2 protein-coding genes are annotated in these 4,171 nt (G+C 73.3%); both read right to left on the minus strand.

Features of this window, described 5'->3' with window-relative positions:
• Nucleotides 1-1,636: type I polyketide synthase (locus ACF1BE_RS34985; protein ID WP_392203022.1), on the minus strand; the 1,636-nt coding region annotated here is incomplete at its 3' end.
• Nucleotides 1,637-1,682: 46 nt separating this feature from the next.
• On the minus strand, nucleotides 1,683-4,171 hold a 2,489-nt coding region (locus ACF1BE_RS34990), incomplete at its 5' end, for an SDR family NAD(P)-dependent oxidoreductase (RefSeq protein WP_392203023.1).

Below are 4,171 nucleotides of genomic sequence, written 5' to 3' on the forward strand. Positions count from 1 at the left end.
GAGACGACTCCCCCGCGGCCACCGCACCCAGCCCCGCCACGGCCTCCTCACGAGAACCGGCGACCACGACCGCCCGCTCGGCCAGTACCGCACGCTGCGTGACCAGGGCGCCGGCGATGTGGCCCAGGTGTGCGTCCGTGGTGCCGGTGAACTCCGTCAGCCGGGCCGCCTGGCCGGCGAGGGATCCCGCGCTCCGGGCCGAGACGACCAGCGGCAGGACACCGTCGGCCGGAACGACCGGCTCGGCGGCGCCCTCCTCCGGTGCCTCGTCCGGTGCCTGCTCCAGGATCAGGTGTGCGTTCGTGCCGCTCACACCGAACCCGGACACGCCCACTCGGCGCGGTCGGTCGATCTCGGGCCAGGGGCTGGTGCGGTGGAGGAGCCGGACCGCGCCCGCGTCCCAGTCGACGCGGCTGCTGGGCTCGTCCGCGTGGAGGGTGGCGGGCAGGATGCCGTGGCGCAGGGCCTGCACCGACTTGATGACGCCGGCGACGCCGGCGGCGGCCTGGGTGTGGCCGAGGTTGGACTTCAACGAGCCGAGCCACAAGGGCTCTTCGCGGCCCTGGCCGTAGGTGGCGAGGAGGGCCTGTGCCTCGATCGGGTCGCCCAGGACCGTGCCGGTGCCATGGCCTTCGACCGCGTCCACGTCCGCCGGCGTCAGCCCCGCGTTCGCGAGCGCCTTGCGGATCACACGCTGCTGCGAGGGACCGTTCGGGGCGGTCAGCCCGTTGGACGCGCCGTCCTGGTTCACCGCGCTGCCCCGGATCACCGCCAGCACCCGGTGCCCCTTGCGCCGCGCCTCCGACAGCCGCTCCAGCACGACGACACCCGCGCCCTCCGCCCAGCCCGTGCCGTCGGCCGTGTCGGCGTAGGACTTGCAGCGGCCGTCGGCGGCGAGGCCGCGCTGGCGGGAGAAGTCCACGAAGGTGTGCGGGGTGGCCATGACGCTGGCGCCGCCCGCCAGGGCCATCGAGCACTCGCCGCGCCGCAGGGCCTGGGCCGCGAGGTGGATGGCGACCAGGGACGAGGAGCAGGCCGTGTCCACGGTCACCGCGGGCCCCTCGAAGCCGAACACGTAGGAGACGCGGCCGGAGGCGACGCTGCCCGCGCCGCCGGTGCCGGCGTAACCCTCCAGTTCCGGCGGGAGGTTGCCGCCGAAGAAGTAGTCGACGCCCATGATGCCGTTGAAGACGCCGACGTCCGCGCCCTTCAGCGTGAGCGGGTCGATGCCGGCCTGTTCCAGCGCCTCCCACGATGTTTCCAGCAGCAGTCGCTGCTGCGGGTCCATCGCCAGCGCCTCACGCGGTGAGACACCGAAGAACTCGGCGTCGAACAGGCCGGCGTCGCGCAGGAATCCGCCTTGGCGGGCGTAGGAGGTGCCCGCCTTGTCGGGATCGTCGTCGAACAGTGTGTCCAGGTCCCAGCCTCGGTCGGCGGGGAAGTCGGACACGGCGTCCCGGCCCTCGGCGACCAGCCGCCACAGCTCCTCCGGAGTCGTCACACCGCCGGGCAGCCGGCATGCCATGCCGACGATCGCGACCGGCTCGTCCGCGTTCCGCCGGACCTGCCGGCGCAGGTCGTGCAGTTCGGTGGTGACGCGCTTGAGGTACTTGAGGAGTTCCTGCTCTGTGGCCATCTTCCATTCCTCACCGAGGGTTTGACGGTCCGCGAAAACGTGACGGTCAGGAGATTCCGAGTTCGTCGTTGATGAAGTCGAGGACCTCATCGGCGGAGGCGGATTCCAGCTGTTCCGCCACGGCGGAACCCTGTGTCTCCTCGACCACTCCGTTGCACTTCGCGACCAGGCCCTGGAGGCGGAGCACGATGTCTGCCTTCTTGGACTCGTCGGACAGCAGTCCGGCGATCAGCGACTCGATGTCCTCGATCCTTTCGTGCACCAGCGACAGGGCGTCGTTGGTGGTGCCCAGTTCCGTGTGCAGATGGCGGGCCAGAGCGAGCGGGTTGGGGTAGTCGAACACGACCGTGGCGGCCAGTTTGAGGCCGGTGGTCTCGCGGAGCCGGTTGCGCAGTTCGACGGAGGTGAGCGAGTCGAACCCGGCGTCCTTGAACGCCGTCTCCGGGCCCACGCTCTCCGCCCCGGCGTGGCCGAGGACGGTCGCGACCTGGCCGCGGACGAGGTCCAGGAGCAGGGCCTCCTGTTCGGCCTGGGCGAGTCCGGCGAGCCGGCGGGTGAGGCCGCCGCCACTGTCCGCGGCGGTGGTGCGAACCGTCTGGCGGCCGGTGCGGACCAGGCCGCGCAGCAGGGGCTGGACGGTGCGGCCCGCTGCCGCGTCGGCGCGCAGGGCCCGCAGGTCCAGCTTGATGGGGACCAGGAGCGCCTCGCCGGTGTCGAGGGCCGCGTCGAGGAGGCGCATGCCCTCGGCGGAGCCGATGGGCAGGACGCCGCCCCGGCTCATGCGGGCCTGGTCCGCGGCTCCCAGGTGGGCGGTCATGCCGCTGGTCTGCTCCCACAGGCCCCAGGCGAGCGAGGTGGCGGGCAGTCCGGCGGTCCGGCGCTGGTGGGCGACCGCGTCGAGGTAGGCGTTGGCGGCGGCGTAGTTGCCCTGGCCGGCCGAGCCGAACAGCCCGGACGCGGAGGAGAAGACGGCGAACGCCGTCAGGTCCAGGGTGCGGGTCAGCTCGTCGAGGTGCCGTACCGCGCTCACCTTGGGTGCGAAGACCCGGGCGAGACGTTGCGGGGTGAGGGCGCCGATCACGCCGTCGTCCAGGACGCCGGCCGTGTGCACCACACCCGTCAGCGGACGCTCCGCCGGGATCGACTCCAGCAGTCGTGCCACCTGCGTACGGTCGGAGACGTCGGCGGCCACCACGGACACCGATTCGGCGCCCAGGCCTGTCAGTTCGGCCACCAGTTCCGTGGCACCCCCGGCCTCCGTGCCCCGCCGGCTGGCCAGCACCAGATGCCGCACCCCGTGACGCACGACCAGATGACGGGCGACCAACGCGCCCAGCGAACCGGTACCGCCCGTGACCAGCACCGTGCCCTGCGGACGGAACGCCACGGTCGGCTCACCGCCGGACGGCTCTCCCGCCGCCAGGTCCGCCCTGACCAGGCGCGGCACCGACAGCGCCGCACCACGCACCGCCACCTGCGGTTCCCCGGAGGCCAGGAGGGTGGCGAGGAGGTCGTCGGACGGTTCGTCGGTGGCCGGGTCGGTGGCCGGGTCCAGGTCTAGCAGGACGATTCGGTCCGGGTTCTCGGCCTGCGCCGCGCGGACCAGGCCCCAGACCGCCGCGCCGGCCGCGTCGGTCACCGTGGCGGCGCCGCCCGCGGGCACCGCGCCCCGGGTCACCACCAGCAGCCGCGCGTCCTCGGCGTCCTCGTCGGCGAGCCATGCCTGGACGACCTCCAGAGCGGCGGTGGTCCGGGTGAGCGCCTCCTCGTCGCCGTCGCCGGTGCCCCGGAGGTCCAGGACGGCGGCCTCGGACCCCTCGCTCTTCAGTGCGGTCACCTCGGCCGCGGTGGTGACCCGCGCCCATGCGGGTGCGGTGTCCGCTGTCCTGGCTGTCGCGGGGAGGTCGGTCCAGGCGACGGTGAACAGGGCGTCGCGGTCCTCGCCGGCCGTGGCGGCGGCGTCGAGCTGTCCGACGTCCACCGGGCGGAAGGTCACCGAGTCGACGGTCAGGACGAGACCGCCGTTCTCGTCGGCCGCGGCGAGGGACAGCACGTCGGTTCCGCGGGGTGCGATCCGTACCCGGAGGGACGCGGCGCCGGCGGCGTGCAGCTCCAGTCCGGTCCAGGAGAACGGCAGGACGTTGTGTCCGTCGTCCGGCTGGGCGAAGGCGTCCGTGTGCAGGGCCGCGTCGAGCAGGGCGGGGTGGAGGCCGAACCGTGCCGCCTCGTCGCGCTGCTCGTCCGGCAGGGCGACCTCGGCGAAGATCTCCTCTCCGCGCCGCCACACCGCGCGCAGTCCCTGGAACGCCGGGCCGTAGGCGTAGCCGTGGCTCAGCAGGCCGGTGTAGAAGGCGCTGATGTCGAGGTCGACCGGTTCGGCTCCGGCGGGCGGCCAGACCGTGGTGTCGAAGGCGGGCGTGTCCGCCGCCGACGCCGTCACGGTGCCGGTGGCGTGCCGGGTCCAGGCGTCGGTGTCGATCTCGCCGGTGGTGTTCTCCCGGGCCGAGTAGACGGACACGGTGCGCAGTCCGGTGT

Source organism: Streptomyces sp. NPDC014991 (assembly GCF_043080665.1).
Classification (GTDB): domain Bacteria; phylum Actinomycetota; class Actinomycetes; order Streptomycetales; family Streptomycetaceae; genus Streptomyces.